The organism is Streptomyces sp. NBC_01446 (assembly GCF_026340095.1).
Lineage (GTDB): Bacteria > Actinomycetota > Actinomycetes > Streptomycetales > Streptomycetaceae > Streptomyces > Streptomyces aureus.
In genome coordinates this window covers 6,025,707-6,043,023 of the sequence record NZ_JAPEPO010000001.1, presented here as the reverse complement: position 1 = coordinate 6,043,023, position 17,317 = coordinate 6,025,707, and the positions used below count along the sequence as shown (strand labels likewise).

The window sequence follows — 17,317 nt, the reverse complement described above, 5'->3', positions numbered from 1 at the left end:
TCCACATGCCGGGAACTGGCACCACCTGCTCCAAGGACACCGCCTTCGACTACGCGTACGACGCCGGCGGCCGGGTCGTCGAGACCCGCGACGGCATCCTCAACTCCCGTATCCCGTACGGCGATGCGGAGCCGGACCGCACCAGCACGGTCACCTACACCGACCCCCTCGGGCACGCCACTCAGTGAGTGACCGGCGCGACCGAGGGCGGACGCACCGCGACGCCCGCCCAGGCGTCCGGTCGGGGACAGGTCGGGCGAGCGTCGCGCTCAGTTCCGTACGCCGTTGTACGGGACGTCTTTTGAGGGGCCGTCAGGCCGCCGTCGCGTCGGTCAGACGGTCAGGGAGCGGTCCGTCGGGCGGATCGGGGCCGGCAGTTCGCTGACTCCGGTCAGGAAGCGGTCGACCCCGCGGGCGGCCGAGCGGCCCTCCGCGATGGCCCACACGATGAGTGACTGGCCGCGGCCCGCGTCACCGGCGACGAAGACGCCGGGGACGTTGGTCTGGAACTCGTCGTCGCGTGCCACGTTGCCGCGCGCGTCGAGGTCCAGGGCGAACTGGGAGACGAGGCCGTTGTCCTGGTCCGTGCCCGTGAAGCCCATCGCGAGCGTGACCAGCTGGGCGGGGATCCTGCGCTCCGTGCCCGGCTTCTGCGTCAGCTTGCCGTCGATGAACTCCACCTCGACGAGGTGCAGGTACTGGACGTTGCCGTCCTCGTCGCCCTCGAAGTGGGTGGTCGACACGGAGTAGACCCGCTCGCCGCCCTCCTCGTGCGCGGACGTCACCTTGTAGAGCATGGGGAACGTCGGCCAGGGCTGGCCCGCGCTGCGGTCCTCGCCCGGACGCGGCATGATCTCCAGCTGCGTGACCGAGGCCGCGCCCTGGCGATGGGCGGTGCCCACGCAGTCCGCGCCGGTGTCGCCGCCGCCGATGACGACGACGTGCTTGCCCTCGGCGGAGACGGGCGTGGTGACGTAGTCGCCCTCCTGGACCTTGTTGGCCAGGGGCAGGTACTCCATCGCCTGGTAGACGCCCTTGAGCTCACGTCCCGGGACCGGCAGGTCACGGGCGGTCGTGGCGCCGGCGGCGATGACCACGGCGTCGTAGCGCTTGCGCAGCTTCGCGGCGTCTATGTCGCGGCCGATCTCCACGCCCGTACGGAACTTGGTGCCCTCCGCGCGCATCTGCTCGATGCGGCGGTTGATGTGGCGCTTCTCCATCTTGAACTCGGGGATGCCGTAGCGGAGCAGGCCGCCGATGCGGTCGGCGCGCTCGTAGACGGCGACCGTGTGGCCGGCCCGCGTCAGCTGCTGGGCGGCGGCGAGGCCCGCCGGGCCCGAGCCGATGACGGCGACGGTCTTGCCGGAGAGGCGCTCCGGGGCCTGGGGCGCGACGTCGCCGCGGTCCCACGCCTGGTCGATGATCGAGACCTCGACGTTCTTGATGGTGACGGCCGGCTGGTTGATGCCGAGCACGCACGCCGACTCACAGGGCGCCGGGCAGAGGCGGCCGGTGAACTCCGGGAAGTTGTTGGTGGCGTGCAGCCGCTCCTGCGCCGCCGACCAGTCCTCGCGGTACGCGTAGTCGTTCCACTCCGGGATCAGGTTCCCGAGCGGGCAGCCGTTGTGACAGAACGGGATGCCGCAGTCCATGCAGCGGCCGGCCTGCTTGCTGATGATGGGGAGCAGGGAGCCGGGAACGTAGACCTCGTTCCAGTCCCGCACACGCTCGCCGACCGGACGGGTCTTGGCGACCTCGCGGCCATGGTTGAGAAAGCCCTTGGGATCAGCCATTGGTCGCCGCCTCCATCATCTTCTCGGTGGTCTCGGACTCGGAGAGTCCGGCTCGCTCGGCGGCGTCCTTGGCGGCGAGCACTGCCTTGTACGTGCTGGGGATGATCTTGCTGAAGCGGTCCACCGCCACCGTCCACTCCGCGAGGAGCTTCTCGGCGACCGTCGAGCCGGTCTCCTCGGCATGGCGCCGCACGACGTCGTGCAGCCACTGCTTGTCACTGTCGTCCAGGGCCTCGACTGCCGTCTGGGACGAGGCATTCACGTTGTCGAGGTCCAGGTCGACGACGTACGCGATGCCACCGGACATGCCGGCCGCGAAGTTGCGTCCGGTCTCGCCGAGGACGACCGCGCGGCCACCGGTCATGTACTCGCAGCCGTGGTCGCCCACGCCCTCCGAGACGACCGTCGCGCCCGAGTTGCGGACGCAGAAGCGCTCGCCGGTGCGGCCGCGCAGGAACAGTTCGCCGCCCGTGGCGCCGTACGCGATCGTGTTGCCCGCGATCGTCGAGTACTCGGCGAGGTGGTCGGCGCCGCGGTCGGGGCGGACCACGATGCGGCCGCCGGACAGGCCCTTGCCGACGTAGTCGTTGGCGTCGCCCTCCAGTCGCAGGGTCACACCGCGCGGCACGAACGCGCCGAACGACTGGCCCGCGGAGCCGGTGAAGGTGATGTCGATGGTGTCGTCGGGCAGGCCCGCGCCACCGAACTTCTTCGTCACCTCGTGGCCGAGCATGGTGCCGACCGTGCGGTTGATGTTGCGGATCGCGACCTGGGCGCGGACCGGCTGGGCGTCGGCCTGCGCGTTCGCGGCGAGCGCGTCGGCGGCCAGCTTGATCAGCTCGTTGTCCAGGGCCTTCTCCAGGCCGTGGTCCTGAGTGATCACCTGGTGGCGCACGGCGCCCTCGGGCAGCTCGGGGACGTAGAAGAGGGGCTCGAGGTCGAGGCCCTGGGCCTTCCAGTGGTCCACGGCCCGCTCGGTGTCGAGGAGTTCGGCGTGGCCGACGGCCTCCTCGATGGTGCGGAAGCCGAGCTCGGCGAGGATCTCGCGGACCTCTTCGGCGATGAACTCGAAGAAGTTCACGACGAATTCGGCCTTGCCGGAGAACCGCTCGCGCAGGACGGGGTTCTGCGTGGCGATGCCGACCGGGCAGGTGTCCAGGTGGCAGACGCGCATCATGACGCAGCCGGAGACGACGAGCGGCGCGGTCGCGAAACCGAACTCCTCGGCGCCGAGCAGCGCGGCGATGACGACGTCGCGGCCGGTCTTGAGCTGGCCGTCGGTCTGGACGACGATGCGGTCGCGCAGACCGTTGAGCAGCAGGGTCTGCTGGGTCTCGGCGAGACCGAGCTCCCAGGGACCGCCGGCGTGCTTGAGGGACGTGAGCGGCGAGGCGCCCGTACCGCCGTCGTGGCCGGAGATGAGCACCACGTCGGCGTGCGCCTTGGAGACACCCGCGGCGACCGTGCCGACGCCGACCTCGGAGACCAGCTTCACGTGAATCCGCGCCTGCGGGTTCGCGTTCTTCAGGTCGTGGATCAGCTGCGCCAGGTCCTCGATGGAGTAGATGTCGTGGTGCGGCGGCGGCGAGATGAGCCCGACGCCCGGCGTCGAGTGACGCGTCTTGGCGACCCACGGGTAGACCTTGTGACCGGGCAGCTGGCCGCCCTCGCCGGGCTTGGCGCCCTGCGCCATCTTGATCTGGATGTCGTCCGCGTTGACCAGGTACTCGCTCGTGACACCGAAGCGGCCGGAGGCGACCTGCTTGATGCTGGAGCGGCGCGCCGGGTCGTACAGCCGGTCCGCGTCCTCGCCGCCCTCACCGGTGTTGGACTTGGCGCCCAGCTGGTTCATGGCGATGGCGAGGGTCTCGTGCGCCTCCTTGGAGATGGAGCCGTACGACATGGCGCCCGTGGAGAACCGCTTGACGATCTCGCTGACCGGCTCGACCTCGTCGATGGAGATCGCTTCACGGCCGCTCCTGAAGCCGAAGAGGCCGCGCAGCGTCATCAGACGCTCCGACTGCTCGTTCACGCGACCCGTGTACTTCTTGAAGATGTCGTAGCGGCGGCCCCGCGTCGCGTGCTGGAGGCGGAAGACCGTCTCCGGGTCGAACAGGTGCGGCTCGCCCTCGCGGCGCCACTGGTACTCGCCGCCGATGTCGAGGGCGCGGTGCGCGGGCGCGATGCCGCTCGCCGGGTACGCCTTCGCGTGGCGGGCGGCGACCTCCTTGGCGATGACGTCGAGACCGGCGCCGCCGATCTTCGTCGCCGTGCCGTTGAAGTACTTCTCGACGAAGGCCTCGTCGAGGCCGACGGCCTCGAAGACCTGGGCGCCGCGGTAGGAGGCGACGGTCGAGATGCCCATCTTGGACATGACCTTGAGGACGCCCTTGCCGAGCGCGTAGATCAGGTTGCGGATGGCCTGCTCGGCCCCACCCTCGTCGGCCTGCAGGAACGTGCCGGCGCGGACCAGGTCCTCGACGGACTCCATCGCCAGGTACGGGTTGACGGCCGCGGCGCCGAAGCCGATGAGGAGGGCCACGTGGTGGACCTCGCGCACGTCGCCCGCCTCGACGAGCAGGCCCACCTCGGTGCGCTGCTTCGTGCGGATGAGGTGGTGGTGGACGGCCGCGGTGAGCAGCAGCGACGGGATCGGCGCGTGCTCGGCGTCGGAGTGCCGGTCGGAGAGCACGATCAGGCGGGCGCCGGCCTCTATGGCGGCGTCGGCCTCGGCGCAGATCTCCTCGATGCGGGCGGCGAGCGCGTCGCCGCCGCCGGAGACCCGGTACAGGCCGGACAGGGTCGCGGCCTTCATGCCGGGCATGTCGCCGTCGGCGTTGATGTGGATGAGCTTGGCCAGCTCGTCGTTGTCGATCACCGGGAAGGGCAGGGTGACCGAACGGCAGGAGGCCGCGCTCGGCTCGAGCAGGTTGCCCTGCGGGCCGAGGGTGGAGCGCAGCGAGGTGACGAGCTCCTCGCGGATGGCGTCCAGCGGCGGGTTCGTGACCTGCGCGAACAGCTGGGTGAAGTAGTCGAAGATCAGCCGCGGGCGGGCGGAGAGCGCCGCGATCGGCGAGTCCGTGCCCATGGAGCCGAGCGGCTCGCCGCCGGTCTTGGCCATCGGTGTGAGGATGACGCGCAGCTCTTCCTCGGTGTAGCCGAAGGTCTGCTGGCGGCGGGTGACCGAGGCGTGGGTGTGGACGATGTGCTCGCGCTCGGGGAGGTCCTCGAGCTCGATCTCGCCGGCCTCGAGCCATTCGGCGTACGGCTTGTCGGCGGCCAGGCCGGCCTTGATCTCGTCGTCCTCGATGATGCGGTGCTCGGCGGTGTCGACGAGGAACATCTTGCCGGGCTGGAGGCGGCCCTTGCGGACGACCTTCGCGGGGTCGATGTCGAGGACGCCGACCTCGGAGCCGAGGACGACGAGGCCCTCGTCGGTGACCCAGTAACGGCCGGGGCGCAGACCGTTGCGGTCGAGAACCGCACCCACCTGCGTACCGTCGGTGAAGGTCACGCACGCCGGGCCGTCCCAGGGCTCCATCATCGCGGAGTGGAACTGGTAGAAGGCGCGGCGGTCGGCCGCCATGGAGGCGTGGTTCTCCCAGGCCTCCGGGATCATCATCAGGACGCTGTGCGGCAGGGAGCGGCCGCCGAGGTGCAGCAGTTCGAGCACCTCGTCGAAGGACGCGGAGTCCGAGGCGTCGGGCGTACAGACGGGGAAGATCCGCGACAGGTCCTCGGCGCCGAACAGGTCGGAGGCGAGCTGCGACTCGCGCGCCTTCATCCAGTTCCGGTTGCCCTTGACCGTGTTGATCTCACCGTTGTGCGCGACGAAGCGGTACGGGTGCGCGAGCGGCCAGCTCGGGAAGGTGTTCGTGGAGAACCGCGAGTGGACGAGCGCGATCGCAGATGCGAATCGGCGGTCCGACAGGTCGGGGAAGAAGGGCTCGAGCTGGCCGGTGGTCAGCATGCCCTTGTAGACGATGGTGCGGGCGGAGAGCGACGGGAAGTACACGCCGGCCTCGCGCTCGGCGCGCTTGCGCAGGACGAAGGCCTTGCGGTCGAGCGCGATGTCCTTGGCGGTGCCGTCGGCGTCCGAGACGAAGATCTGGCGGAAGGCCGGCATCGTCGAGCGGGCGGTGGCGCCGAGGAGCTGCGGGGCGACCGGCACCTCGCGCCAGCCGAGGACGGTGAGGCCCTCCGCGGCGGCGATCGTCTCGATCTGTGAGACGGCGGCGGCGTTGTCGGCCTCGTCGACGGGCAGGAAGGCGATGCCGACCGCGTACGCGCCGGCGTCGGGCAGATCGAAAGAGACCGCGGCACGCAGGAAGGCGTCCGGGACCTGGGACAGGATGCCCGCTCCGTCACCCGAGTCGGGCTCGGAACCGGTGGCACCTCGGTGCTCCAGGTTGCGCAGAACCGTGAGCGCCTGTTCGACCAGCGCATGGCTCGCCTCGCCGGTGAGGGTGGCCACGAAGCCGACGCCACAGGCGTCGTGCTCGTTGCGGGGGTCGTACATGCCCTGGGCGGCAGGGCGAGCATCCATGAACGGCTGGTTCATGGAGTGCTGGGACGGCTGGCGCGGCGTGCGCATCGGCTCTCCCGTCGTCGATTTTCGTGGCATATGACATCTGCCGAGGGACGACGTTGGCCCTCTGCTGGGGGTGCAAATTTCGTACAAGTTACATGATGGATCGGTTCTCGGGAACCGGACACTACGTTCCAACATGCGGACACCGCGGTGGCGGTGGCGGTGCCACTCCCGGTGACGGAACAGCGGCGTAATAGGGGACCTTCACGGGCAGATCGATGTCCGCGGGTCCATGAGCGAGGCGGGCGTCGTTGCCCGCAGCGCTTACGGCTCATGCCCCGCCGTTAAGCAATCGAAACCGCCGAGTAACGGCTACTTATGCAGAGATCCGTATAGCCATCACTGGGACGTCATCCTACGGCCGTACCGAACAGGTTGCCCAGGAGATACGTCACACCCGCCGCGGCGCCACCGAGAGCCAGCTGGCGCACGCCGCTGAACCACCAGGACCGCGCCGTCACCTTGGCCACGATCGCCCCACAGGCGAAGAGGCCGACGAGCGCGAGCAGGACCGCCGGCCACAGGGCGCTCGCACCGAGCAGATAGGGCAGCAACGGAAGCAGGGCGCCGAGCGCGAAGGACCCGAAGGAGGAGACGGCGGCGACGGTCGGCGACGGCAGGTCGCCGGGGTCGATACCCAGCTCCTCGCGCGCGTGGATCTCGAGGGCCTGCTCGGGGTCCTTCGACAGCTGGCGCGCGACTTCCCGGGCGAGGTCGGGCTCCACGCCACGCGACATGTAGAGGTCGGCGAGCTCCCGCTCCTCGTCCGCCGGGTGCTTCTTCAACTCCCGTCGCTCGACGTCGAGTTCGGCCTCGACCAGCTCACGCTGGGAGGCGACGGAGGTGTACTCGCCGGCGGCCATGGAGAAGGCGCCGGCGGCAAGGCCGGAGAGCCCGGTGATGATGATCGTCTGCTGCGACACGGCGCCGCCCGCGACACCGGTCATCAGGGCCAGGTTCGAGACGAGTCCGTCCATCGCGCCGAACACCGCGGGTCGCAGCCAGCCACCGTTGACGTCACGGTGCGTGTGGTTGTCGCGGTGCGCGTCGTGCAGCGTCGCCTCGGTCTCGATGATGGCCATGTCGCCCAGTGCTCCTCTCGTACGGAGCCCAGCCGCGCAGCGTTCCCGCGGGCCCGGACTCCCCCCTCAACAGAGTCGAAAGTACGCACGGATTCGGGCCCCCGCCAGCAAGGAAGGCCGTACTTACCAGGGCTTTCGACCGCTTTGCCCACCCGCTCGAACGGCCCTCACCGTCACCCGAGAGATGGATCACATGATCTGAGCGTTGACGGACGGGGGAAACATCGCCGCAACACCTGTAAACGTTTCCAACTGCGGTGAGGAGCTGTCCCATGTCTCCGGTGCCGGGCGGCGGCCAGCCGACGATCGTGTCGATCGCGCGGCAGGCCGGGGTCTCCATCGCCTCGGTCTCCCGTGTCCTCAACGGCCTGGGCGCGCGGCGGGAGACCGTCGAGCGGGTGGAGCGCGCCGCGTCGGAACTCGGCTACGTACCCAACGCCGTGGCCCGCTCCCTCAAGGACGGCAGGACCCGGCAGCTCACCTTCGCGCTGCCCGACATCGGCAACCCGGCCTACCTGGCGATGGTCCGCGCCGTCCAGGGCGTCACCAAAACGGCGGGCTACCGCCTGCTCCTGCACTCCACGGACGCGGTCGTCGACGACGAACTCGCCGTCCTGCGCAGCCTCGGCGACCGCACCAGCGACGGCCTGATCATCTGCCCCATCCGCATCACCGACGACCACATCGACGCGCTGACCTGCGCGGCGGGCCCCGTCGTGGTCATGGGATCCCTGCCGTCCGGGGTTCCCGTGGACAGTGTCCGCGCCGACTCGGTGACGGGCGCGGCCCTCGCCGTACGCCATCTGCACGACACCGGCTGCCGCCGCATCGCGTTCATCAACGGCCCCTCCGACACGGTCCCCGGCCGCAACCGCGAGGAGGGCTACCGCGCGGCTCTCGCCGAGTGCGGACTCGTGTACGACGACGCGCTGGTCGTCGAGACCGGCTTCGGCATCGAGGCGGGCGCCCGGGCCGCCGGAGAACTGCTCGGCCGGCGCCCCGACGCCGTGTTCTGCGCCAACGACCAGCTGGCGCTCGGCGCGGCCCGCGCACTGCACGCGCGGGGCCTGCGCATACCGCAGGACGTGGCGGTCGCGGGGATGGACGACAGCGTGCTCGCCCGATCCGTGTGGCCCCCGCTGACCAGCGTCGACCTGGGCTCGACAGAACGCGGGCGGCGCGCGGCCGAACTCCTGGTGGAACGCCTGGACGGCACGGCCCCGATCCCCCGCGGCACCACGGCCACGGCCCCACCGCGCCTGGTGGTCCGCGCATCCACAGCACCGCCGACCGAGAACACGAGGTCCACATGAGTGCCCACCGCACCTCGCAGAGCCCGAACACGCCATGAGCGTCGGCGTCGACCCCGACCCGTCGCCGGGCGCGGAAGGTCCCCGAAGGCTCGGCACGGTCCCGCACCCCCAGCCGCCGGCGGCGATCTCCCTGCGGGACCGTGCCCGGGGAGCCCTGCTCGGCCTCGCGGTGGGCGACGCGCTCGGCGCGCCCGCCGAGAACATGAAGCCGTCGCAGATCCGCGAACGATGGGGCCGTATCGAGGGGTTCGTCTCGCCGGACCCGGCGGGCACGGACGACACCGAGTACGCGATCTTCTCGGGCCTGCTGCTCGCGGACCACGGTTCGGCGCTCACCGTGGGACATGTCGAGGCGGCCTGGCACACATGGATCGCCGACCGCGACGAGGGCCCGTTCCGGGGCGCGGGCTTCAGCGAGAGAGGAACCCTGGAAAACCTGCGCCGGGGCCTTGCGGCACCCATCTCGGCGCAGCACCGCCATGCGTGGAGCGACGGACTCGCCATGCGGGCGGCCCCGTTCGGGGTGTACGCGGCGGGGCGCCCGGCGGAGGCGGCACGTCTCGTGGCGGTGGACGGCTCGGTGTCGCACGACGGGGAGGGCATCCTCGGAGGCAGGGCGGTGGCGGCCGGGGTCGCGGCGGCGATGGTGAGCCACAACCCGGACACGGTGGTCCAGGCAGCCCTGTCCGCGATCCCCGAGGACTCGTGGACAGCGCGCTCGCTGCACCGCGCGGTGGCGGCGGCCCGCAGTGCCCGCCGCGACCCCGACGGCACCCAGCTCTCCATGGAACGAGAGGTACGCCGGGCCGTGGTGATCGGCGGCTACCCCTGGCCGGACCTGGCCCCCGAGGCGGTGGGCCTGGCCTTCGGCGCGTTCGCCGCGGCCCGGGGCGAGTTCAGGGAGTCGGTCCTGATGGCCGTGAACATGGGCCGCGACGCGGACACGACGGCCGCGGTGGCGGGTGCCCTGGCCGGCGCACTACGCGGCGAACGAACGATCCCCGCCGACTGGGCGACGACGATCGGCCCGGTCCGGGGCAGCTGCCTCCCATCCATGACGGGCCGTCACATCCTGGACATCGCCGACACCTTGACCCCCACACCACCCCTCCCGTCCGACCCGCCAGTGGGGGCCACACCGTGACCCCCACCCCCCAACACACACCCACCCACCCCGCAGCCCACACAGAGCGGCCAACCCACCACCCCGCACCCACCCACGTACACGGGTCGAGGGCCCCGCCCCAAGGCAGCCGCACCCGCGACCGAACGGAAGGGGCCGGGCCGGTATGTCCGCCCGGAGCCGGCACACACAACTGACGCGTAAGAAGTCCGACGCCGAACCATCCAAGCGAGGACGGACATACCGGCCCGGCCCCGCACCCACGACGGACGCGAGCCTCCAGCCGAAAACAAGCCCGCGCCTGACAGCCCGCACCGGAGAGGCCCCACAACATGACGCCCCCCACGGTCACACCCGAAACGAAACCCCGGTCCACAGCAACCCCCACCACCCCCCGCCGGATCGAGGGCCTCCTACTCGGCATCGCCGCAGGCGACGCCGCAGGCTGGCCCTCAGGCCGACACCGCGCAGCCCGCCTCCCCGACTGGACCCGCCGACTGACCCGAGAACTGGACACGTTCGCGGAGCAGAACTCGACGACGACGCTCCCCGTGCCGATCGCGCTCAACCAGCCCCCGGAACCCCTGCGCCTGGGCCCGTCGGACGACGCGGAATGGGCGGCGTTCACGGCGGCCTCGGTCCTGAACGCCACCGAGGCGAGAGCCCGGAGCGCGAACACGAACCTCCCCCTGGACAGCCAGGTACGCAAGGCACTCACGCTCGCCTGGAACACCCTCGCCGCCGAGGTGGCCGAGGCAACGGCCCGCGCGGACGAGATCGAGTCGGCGCGCATGCCGATGCGGGCACGCATCTCCGTCAGAGCGGGCCTGGGCAACCTGGCGGCTGGCCTGAGCCCCCCGGCCACAGGACACGACAACCCGCACTACTTCGACGACGCGGCCTGCGTACGCGCGGCCGTCCTGGCCGTGGTCCACCCGGGCGCCCCCGAACCCGCTGCGGAACTGGCGGAGTTCGACGCCCGGTACACCCAGGACGGCGACGGGGTGCACGGCGCCAGAGCCATGGCGGCGGCCGTGGCGACAGCGCTGGGCGGCGCTCCGGTGGACGCCTGCGTGGACGCCGCGCTGGCCCAGCTCCCCGAGGGAACCGAGATCCGCCGCAACGCGCTGCACGCGGTGGACCTGGCGCGAAGGGCGGCCGCGGCCCGACCCGGCCTGCCGGGAAACGCGTTCGCGCTGGTCCCGGTTCTGGAGCACGAGATCGTCGACCACGTCTACAGCTACGGCATCGCGGCGGCGGAAACGGTCCCGGTGGCCCTGGCCGTGGCGACCGCGGCCGGCGGCGACGTGACGGAGGCGGTACCCACGGCGGCGTGCCTCTCGCGGGTGGCGGACTCGGCCCCGGCACTGGCGGGCGCGCTGACCGGAGCGATCGGCGGAGCCGACACGCTCCCGGCGAGCTGGCGGGACGCCTGCCGCAGGCTCGCGGGCTGCGCACTGCCGCGCCTGGCAGGAACGGACCTCGTGGACATCGCAGCAGACCTGACCAGGGCAGCAACCACACCGAAAGGCGCCTGATGACCAGCCCCACAACGGCCACCCCCACCCCCACCCCCACCCCGAAGCGAACCCCGCCCCCGAACTCACCCCCCACCCCCCGTTCCCTGGAGGACCGCACCACCGGAACTCTCTTGGGCGCCGCGGTGGGCGACGCGCTGGGCGGCCCGGTGGAGGGCTGGACGCCGGAGGCGATCGCGGAGCGCCACGGCGGCCGGGTGCGCGGCATCGTGGAGCCGTTCCACAAGGACGACTGGCGTACGGCGCGCCCGATCGCCCCGTACCACAAGGGCGACGGTCACGTCACCGACGACACCTTGATGACGCACGCGCTGATCAGGGTCTACGAGAACGTACGGGACCACCTGGACGCGTACGCGGTCGCAGACCACCTCGTCCCCGACCTGATCACCAACACCCGCTGGATCCCGGAGCTGGAGGCGGAGGCGCTCCCCCTCCAGCGGATCTTCCTGGCCGAGAAGTGGATCGTGGCGCGCATCCACTACGGCCATGTGGACCCGCGCGAGGCGGGCGTGGGCAACATCGTCAACTGCGGCGCGGCGATGTACATGGCTCCGGTCGGAGCGGTGAACGCGGGCAACCCCGGCAGGGCGTACGAGGAGGCCCTGGACGTCGCGGGCGCGCACCAGTCGTCGTACGGCAGGGAGGCGGCGGGCGTCTTCGCGGCCGCGGTCGCCGCGGCGTTCAGGCCGGATGCGACGCCGGAGTCGGTGGTCGAGGAGGCGCTGGCTCTCGCGAAGGACGGCACGAGGTCGGCGATCGAAGCGGTATGCGAAGTGGCGCGTGACCACACGGACTTCGAGGACGCGCTGGGACCGCTGCGGGAGGCGGTCACGCCGTTCGACACGGTCGGTCCGGAGTACCGCACGCCGTCACTCGGGGCGCGCCGCCCGTCCCGGCTGCACGCGATCGAGGAGCTGCCGATCGCACTCGGGATGCTCCTGGTCGGCCGAGGCGACTTCCGGCAGACGGTCCTCGGTTCGGTCAACTACGGCCGGGACTGCGACTCGATCGCGACGATGAGCGGTGCGATCGTGGGTGCGCTGTACGGGGAGTCGGCGGTGCCGCAGGAGTGGAGCGGGGAGGTGGCCCGCGCGAGCAGACTCGACCTGCACACGCCGGCGGCCTCACTGGCCCGGGTCACGCGCGAGGTCTTCGCCAAGGACATGACCCGCCGCCGGTCCCACGAGGCAGCGTTCGCCGAACTCACCGCGACGGCGGGGTCGTGATGCTGCGCCTCACCTGGGTCCAGCCCGAGGACCTGCTCGGCCACGAACTGCGCCAGGCGGCACAGGACGGCCGGGACGCAAGCGGCGTGGAGCGCCGCTGGCGCGAGGCGGGCGGGCTCCCGCCCCCCGAGCGCGCGGGAGCGTCACCGCCACCCCAGGACCCAAGGCTACGAGCGCTGGCGAACGCGCTCCTGGACGAACTGGCCTCAACACAGAGCCCCCTGAGGGCACTTGAACCGACCTCCTTGCCGGAGATCAAGCGGCTCACTCCCCGACCGGCCCGTCCGGGGCTTGAGGACAGGGAACGCGGGGGCCTGGGGGCGGCGCCCGCAGAAGTCCCGGGGACGAAGAGCCTGCACGCATCGTGGCTGGGCAGAGCGGTCGGCTGCCTCCTGGGCAAACCCGTGGAGAAACTCCCTCTGCACGGCATCCGGGCCCTCGCGAAGTCCACGTCCAACTGGCCCCTGAGCACCTGGTTCACGCGCCGGAACCTCCCGCAGGACGTGGCGGAGCGCTACCCCTGGAACCGCCGCTCCCGCTCCACCTCCCTCGCCGAGAACATCGACGGCATGCCGGAGGACGACGACCTCAACTACCCGCTCCTCGGCCTGCTCCTGCTCCGGCGCCACGGCACCGGTTTCACCACGGCGGACGTGGGACGGCTGTGGCTCGACGAGTTGCCGGCGGGGCGCACGTTCACCGCGGAGCGCATCGCGTACCGCAATCTCCTGGACGGCATCGAGCCCCCGGACACGGCCGTGCGTCACAACCCGTTCCGGGAGTGGATCGGCGCTCAGATCCGCGCGGACGTGTTCGGCTGGACGAACCCCGGCGACCCCGTCCGGGCGGCCGAACTGGCCCACACGGACGCGACGTTGACGCACACGGCGAACGGCGTCTACGGAGAGATGTTCGTAGCGGCGGCCATCGCCCACGCATCGGCGCCCTCAGGCACGGCCCCCACCATCCACACCACCCTCAGCGCCGGCCTCTCCGTGATCCCACCCGACTCGCGCTACGCCCGGGCAATCCGCTTCGGCATCGAGACGGCCCGCGCCGAACCCACCGGCACCCCCGCCGGCTTCGCGTGTGTGGTCGACACGCTCCACGCCCGCTACGCCCACGACCACCACTGGGTGCACGTCCTGCCCAACGCGGCGCTCCTCGCCGCAGCGCTCACCCACGCCGACGGCGACTTCACGGGGTCCATCTGCCGTGCGGTGTCGGGTGGCTGGGACACCGACTCGAACGGCGCGACGGCCGGTTCGATCGCCGGCCTCCTCGCCGGCTCCCCCGACGCGATCGACGACCGCTGGACCACCCCGCTCAAGAACCGTCTGGCGACCTCGGTCGCCGACTTCGACGGGATCGGCTTCGACGAACTGGCCAGGCTCACTCAGGAGGCCCGCACATGAATTCCGATCACGACCAGCACACCGCCACGCCCACGCCCGACACACCCACACCCACACTCACATCCACGCCCACACCGAACGCCCCCACCCCCCAGCACCCCGCCCCCCTGCAGGGCCTGCGCGTCCTCGACCTGGCCACCCTCTTCGCCGGCCCGCTCGCCGCGACCATGCTGGGTGACTTCGGCGCCGACGTGATCAAGGTCGAGCATCCCCGTAAACCGGACCCGTCCCGGGGCCACGGCCCGTCGAAGGACGGCGTCGGGCTGTGGTGGAAGCTCCTCGGCCGCAACAAGCGGAACATCACGCTCGATCTCTCCACACCGGGCGGGCGCGAGATCCTCCTCAAGCTGGTCGCGGACGCGGACGTACTGATCGAGAACTTCCGTCCCGGCACCCTGGAGAAGTGGAACCTCGGCTGGGAGGAGCTGAACGCCGCCAACCCGCGCCTGGTACTCACCCGCGTCACCGCCTTCGGCCAGTTCGGACCGTACTCGCGGCGCCCCGGATTCGGCACGCTCGCCGAGGCGATGAGCGGCTTCGCGGCGCTCACGGGCGAGCCCGACGGCCCCCCGACACTCCCGCCCTTCGGCCTCGCGGACTCGATCGCCGCCCTCTCCACGTCGTACGCGGTGATGGCCGCGCTCCAGGGCCGGGAGCGGACGGGGCGGGGCCAGGTCGTCGACATGGCGATCATCGAGCCGATGCTGACGGTCCTGGGCCCGCAGCCCATCTGGTACGACCAGCTCGGCTACGTACAGCCGCGCACCGGGAACCGGTCCACGAACAACGCCCCGCGCAACACGTACCGCACGAGCGACGACAAGTGGGTGGCGATCTCCACGTCCGCCCAGTCGATCGCCGAGCGCGTGATGCGCCTGGTCGGCCGCCCCGAGCTGATCGACGAGCCGTGGTTCGAGACGGGGTCGGGCCGCGCGGGCCACGCCGACGAACTCGACACCGCGGTCGGCTCCTGGATCGCGCGGCACTCGCGGGACGACGTCCTCGCGGCCTTCGAGAAGGCGGAGGCCGCCATCGCCCCCGTCTTCGACATCCGCGACGTGATGGAGGACGAGCAGTACCAGGCGCTCGGCTCGATCACCGAGGTACCCGACCCCGAGCTGGGCACGGTCAGGATGCAGAACGTGCTGTTCCGCCTCTCCGAGACCCCCGGCGCGATCAAGTGGGCCGGCCGCCCCCACGGCGCCGACACGGACGAGATCCTTACGGGCCTCGGTCTTTCCCCCTCGGAGATCACCACCCTCCGCGAGGCGGGCGCGCTGTGACCGCCCAGTCCTACGAGACGTTCCTGACCTGGCTCTACGCCCCGGGCGACCGGCCGGAGGTCGTGGCGAAGGCACTCGACTCGGGCGCCGACGTGGTCCTGATCGACCTGGAGGACGCGGTCGCACCCGACCGCAAGACGTACGCCCTCGACGCGACCGCCGAGCTGCTCGCCGAGAAGCACCCGGTGCCGGTGCATGTGAGGGTCAACGCACTGGACTCACCGCGCGCCGAGTCCGAGGTCAGACGGCTCACCCCGCTCCCGGGCCTCGGTGCCCTGCGCCTCCCGAAGGTCCACGGCCCCGCCGACCTGGACCGTGTCTCGGACTGGGCGGTCGAGGTGCCACCCCTGTACGCCCTGCTCGAGTCGGCGCTCGGCGTCGAGCACGCGTACGAGATCGCGCGGCATCCCGGCGTACGGGGCGTCGCGCTGGGCGAGGCGGATCTGCGGGCGGAGCTCGGCGTGACGAACGGCGAGGGTCTGGCGTGGCCACGCGGGCGGGCGGTCGTCGCCGCGCGCGCCGCGGCGCTGCCCCCGCCGCCACAGTCCGTCTACCCGGACGTCCGCGACACGGTGGGCCTGGCCCGCTCCTGCTCGCATGGCCGGGCGCTCGGCTTCTTCGGCCGTATGGCGATCCACCCCCGCCAGCTCCCCGTCATCGAGGCGGCGTTCCTGCCGACAGCGGCGGAGGTCGACGCGGCGACGGAGGTCGTCGGCGCCGCCGCCACGAAGGCGGGGGCCCTGGCACTGCCCGACGGCCGCTTCGTCGACGCGGCGATCGTGTCGGACGCGCGCCGGGTCCTTGCGCTGGCGTCACGCCGTCGCGGGGGCTGACCGGGACAGCGCGACGGGGGCGCCGGATCGATTCGATCCGGCGCCCCCGTCGACGTATGGGTGGTGAGGCTCAGCTAGCTCTTCCCGGCCTTCGTGGCCCCTGCCTCACCGTTGGCCTCGTCCTTGCCGGCGGCCTCGTCCTTGCCGGCAGGTTCGTCCTTGCCGGCAGGTTCGTCCTCGGCCGCCTCGGCATCGTCAGCCGCTGCCTTGTCCTCCGCCTTGGCCTCCGCCTTGTCGCGGGGATCGGCGTCGTCTCCCTCGGCCTTGGCCGTGTCCGTGTCCTCGTCACCGGCGCCCGGCTCCACGACCGCTTCGCGGCCGGGGCGGATCTTCGCCGAGATCACGATGTAGATCACCGCGAGCAGGAAGACACCCATCGCGGTCCAGTCGTTGAGCCGCAGGCCGAGGATGTGGTGGGCGTCGTCGACGCGCATGTACTCGATCCAGAAGCGGCCCACGCAGTACGCGGCGACGTAGAGCGCGAAGGCCCGCCCGTGGCCGAGCTTGAAACGGCGGTCCGCCCAGATCACGAGCAGCGCGACACCGATGCACCACAGGGACTCGTACAGGAAGGTCGGGTGGTACGTGCCCGGCACGCGCCCGTCCGCCGACGACGTGATCTTCAGGGCCCACGGCAGGTCGGTGGGCCTGCCGTACAGCTCCTGGTTGAACCAGTTGCCCCAGCGGCCGATGGCCTGCGCGATGGCGATGCCGGGCGCGATGGCGTCGGCGTAGGCGGGGAGCGGGATGCCGCGCCTGCGGCACCCGATCCACGCGCCCACGGCGCCGAGCGCGATGGCACCCCAGATCCCGAGGCCGCCCTCCCAGATCTTGAAGGCGTCCACCCAGTCACGGCCCTCGCTGAAGTACAGCTCGTAGTCCGTGATCACGTGGTAGAGCCGGCCGCCGACGAGGCCGAACGGCACGGCCCAGACCGCGATGTCGGCAACGGTGCCGGATCGCCCGCCGCGGGCGATCCAGCGCTTGTTGCCGAGCCAGACGGCCACGAAGACGCCGATGATGATGCAGAACGCGTAGCCGCGCAGCGGAATGGGTCCGAGATAGACCACTCCGTGAGCCGGGCTGGGGATGAAGGCAAGAGTCATGGCAATGTCGA

General features: G+C 71.4%; 12 protein-coding genes. 8 read left to right on the top strand and 4 right to left on the bottom strand.

Annotated elements, in window-relative coordinates; genetic code table 11:
- The first annotated feature begins 5 nt into the window (after nt 1-5).
- Nucleotides 6-188, top strand: a complete 183-nt coding sequence (locus tag OG456_RS27045; protein ID WP_266565337.1) for a hypothetical protein — start codon at nt 6-8, stop codon at nt 186-188.
- A gap of 144 nt (nt 189-332) precedes the next feature.
- On the opposite strand, the gene OG456_RS27040 is transcribed toward OG456_RS27045, so the two are convergent.
- From OG456_RS27040 to OG456_RS27030, 3 genes are all read right to left on the bottom strand, one after another.
- Nucleotides 333-1,793, bottom strand: a complete 1,461-nt coding sequence (locus tag OG456_RS27040) for a glutamate synthase subunit beta (protein WP_266565336.1) — start codon at nt 1,791-1,793, stop codon at nt 333-335.
- On the bottom strand, nt 1,786-6,387 hold the full coding sequence (gltB, locus tag OG456_RS27035; protein ID WP_266565334.1) for a glutamate synthase large subunit: 4,602 nt from the start codon (nt 6,385-6,387) through the stop codon (nt 1,786-1,788). The genes OG456_RS27040 and gltB overlap by 8 nt, the downstream gene beginning before the upstream one ends.
- Nucleotides 6,388-6,734: 347 nt before the next feature.
- Complete coding sequence (locus OG456_RS27030; RefSeq protein WP_266565332.1) at nt 6,735-7,466, bottom strand: VIT1/CCC1 transporter family protein; 732 nt, start codon at nt 7,464-7,466, stop codon at nt 6,735-6,737.
- A gap of 272 nt (nt 7,467-7,738) precedes the next feature.
- Between OG456_RS27030 and OG456_RS27025 the strand changes: the two genes are divergently transcribed.
- The 7 genes from OG456_RS27025 to OG456_RS26995 all read left to right on the top strand — a co-directional run bounded on the left by OG456_RS27025 (nt 7,739) and on the right by OG456_RS26995 (nt 16,200).
- A complete protein-coding gene (locus OG456_RS27025) occupies nt 7,739-8,779 on the top strand; it encodes a LacI family DNA-binding transcriptional regulator (RefSeq protein ID WP_266565330.1) in 1,041 nt (346 codons plus the stop codon).
- Nucleotides 8,780-8,813: 34 nt separating this feature from the next.
- Nucleotides 8,814-9,923: an ADP-ribosylglycohydrolase family protein gene (locus tag OG456_RS27020; protein ID WP_266565328.1), complete on the top strand. Its 1,110-nt coding sequence runs from the start codon at nt 8,814-8,816 to the stop codon at nt 9,921-9,923.
- Between the two features lie 311 nt (nt 9,924-10,234).
- Nucleotides 10,235-11,440 carry an ADP-ribosylglycohydrolase family protein gene (locus tag OG456_RS27015; RefSeq protein ID WP_266565326.1) on the top strand — a complete coding sequence of 402 codons (1,206 nt, stop codon included), beginning with the start codon at nt 10,235-10,237 and terminating at the stop codon, nt 11,438-11,440.
- Complete coding sequence (locus OG456_RS27010) at nt 11,440-12,669, top strand: ADP-ribosylglycohydrolase family protein (protein ID WP_266565324.1); 1,230 nt, start codon at nt 11,440-11,442, stop codon at nt 12,667-12,669. Before OG456_RS27015 ends, OG456_RS27010 begins: the two co-directional genes overlap by 1 nt.
- Nucleotides 12,669-14,084 (top strand): ADP-ribosylglycohydrolase family protein, encoded by a 1,416-nt coding sequence (locus tag OG456_RS27005; protein WP_266565322.1) that lies wholly within the window; start codon nt 12,669-12,671, stop codon nt 14,082-14,084. Before OG456_RS27010 ends, OG456_RS27005 begins: the two co-directional genes overlap by 1 nt.
- Nucleotides 14,081-15,367 carry a CaiB/BaiF CoA-transferase family protein gene (locus tag OG456_RS27000; protein WP_266565320.1) on the top strand — a complete coding sequence of 429 codons (1,287 nt, stop codon included), beginning with the start codon at nt 14,081-14,083 and terminating at the stop codon, nt 15,365-15,367. The genes OG456_RS27005 and OG456_RS27000 overlap by 4 nt, the downstream gene beginning before the upstream one ends.
- Nucleotides 15,364-16,200 (top strand): CoA ester lyase, encoded by an 837-nt coding sequence (locus OG456_RS26995; protein WP_266565318.1) that lies wholly within the window; start codon nt 15,364-15,366, stop codon nt 16,198-16,200. The genes OG456_RS27000 and OG456_RS26995 overlap by 4 nt, the downstream gene beginning before the upstream one ends.
- A gap of 74 nt (nt 16,201-16,274) precedes the next feature.
- On the opposite strand, the gene lgt is transcribed toward OG456_RS26995, so the two are convergent.
- Nucleotides 16,275-17,306, bottom strand: coding sequence for a prolipoprotein diacylglyceryl transferase (gene lgt, locus OG456_RS26990; protein WP_266565316.1), 1,032 nt, complete (start codon nt 17,304-17,306; stop codon nt 16,275-16,277).
- Between the last annotated feature and the right edge of the window lie 11 nt (nt 17,307-17,317).

Excerpts from the sequence above, each read along its gene's own strand:
- OG456_RS27045 (WP_266565337.1), top strand. The coding sequence starts at position 6 with ATGCCGGGAACTGGCACCACCTGCTCCAAGGACACCGCCTTCGACTAC.
- OG456_RS27040 (WP_266565336.1), bottom strand. The coding sequence starts at position 1,793 with ATGGCTGATCCCAAGGGCTTTCTCAACCATGGCCGCGAGGTCGCCAAG.
- gltB (WP_266565334.1), bottom strand. The coding sequence starts at position 6,387 with ATGCGCACGCCGCGCCAGCCGTCCCAGCACTCCATGAACCAGCCGTTC.
- OG456_RS27030 (WP_266565332.1), bottom strand. The coding sequence starts at position 7,466 with ATGGCCATCATCGAGACCGAGGCGACGCTGCACGACGCGCACCGCGAC.
- OG456_RS27025 (WP_266565330.1), top strand. The coding sequence starts at position 7,739 with ATGTCTCCGGTGCCGGGCGGCGGCCAGCCGACGATCGTGTCGATCGCG.
- OG456_RS27020 (WP_266565328.1), top strand. The coding sequence starts at position 8,814 with ATGAGCGTCGGCGTCGACCCCGACCCGTCGCCGGGCGCGGAAGGTCCC.
- OG456_RS27015 (WP_266565326.1), top strand. The coding sequence starts at position 10,235 with ATGACGCCCCCCACGGTCACACCCGAAACGAAACCCCGGTCCACAGCA.
- OG456_RS27010 (WP_266565324.1), top strand. The coding sequence starts at position 11,440 with ATGACCAGCCCCACAACGGCCACCCCCACCCCCACCCCCACCCCGAAG.
- OG456_RS27005 (WP_266565322.1), top strand. The coding sequence starts at position 12,669 with ATGCTGCGCCTCACCTGGGTCCAGCCCGAGGACCTGCTCGGCCACGAA.
- OG456_RS27000 (WP_266565320.1), top strand. The coding sequence starts at position 14,081 with ATGAATTCCGATCACGACCAGCACACCGCCACGCCCACGCCCGACACA.
- lgt (WP_266565316.1), bottom strand. The coding sequence starts at position 17,306 with ATGACTCTTGCCTTCATCCCCAGCCCGGCTCACGGAGTGGTCTATCTC.